This is a genomic window from Neisseria sp. P0014.S009 (assembly GCF_051958155.1).
In the GTDB taxonomy this organism is placed as follows: domain Bacteria; phylum Pseudomonadota; class Gammaproteobacteria; order Burkholderiales; family Neisseriaceae; genus Neisseria; species Neisseria flavescens_C.
The window spans coordinates 1-241 of record NZ_JBQCVS010000234.1 but is presented as its reverse complement, the minus strand read 5'-3'; the positions used below and the strand labels follow the sequence as shown (position 1 = coordinate 241).

General features: G+C 52.3%; 1 protein-coding gene. It reads right to left on the bottom strand.

Features of this window, described 5'->3' with window-relative positions; translation table 11 throughout:
- A partial coding sequence (locus tag ACTHS4_RS12465; RefSeq protein WP_440366044.1) for a terminase gpA endonuclease subunit occupies positions 1–241 on the bottom strand: 241 nt, incomplete at both ends.

The window sequence follows — 241 nt, the reverse complement described above, 5'->3', positions numbered from 1 at the left end:
GATCAAAAATATCCGGGTTATTCGGGAAGTGAACGGCACCGGGAAGCGGTTCATCCCCTTCCGGCGTCAGTGTGAAGCGGTTATAAATCTGCTCTTTCGCGGTATCCGTACCGATTTCGGTAAGGTAAACCCCGTTTTTGTTTCGCTTACGTGGCATGCTGGCCACCGGCTTTCCGTAGACGGATGCCCCTTTAATGGGGATCACCCGGAACAGCCCATGTTTTTTCGAGCGTTCATACAC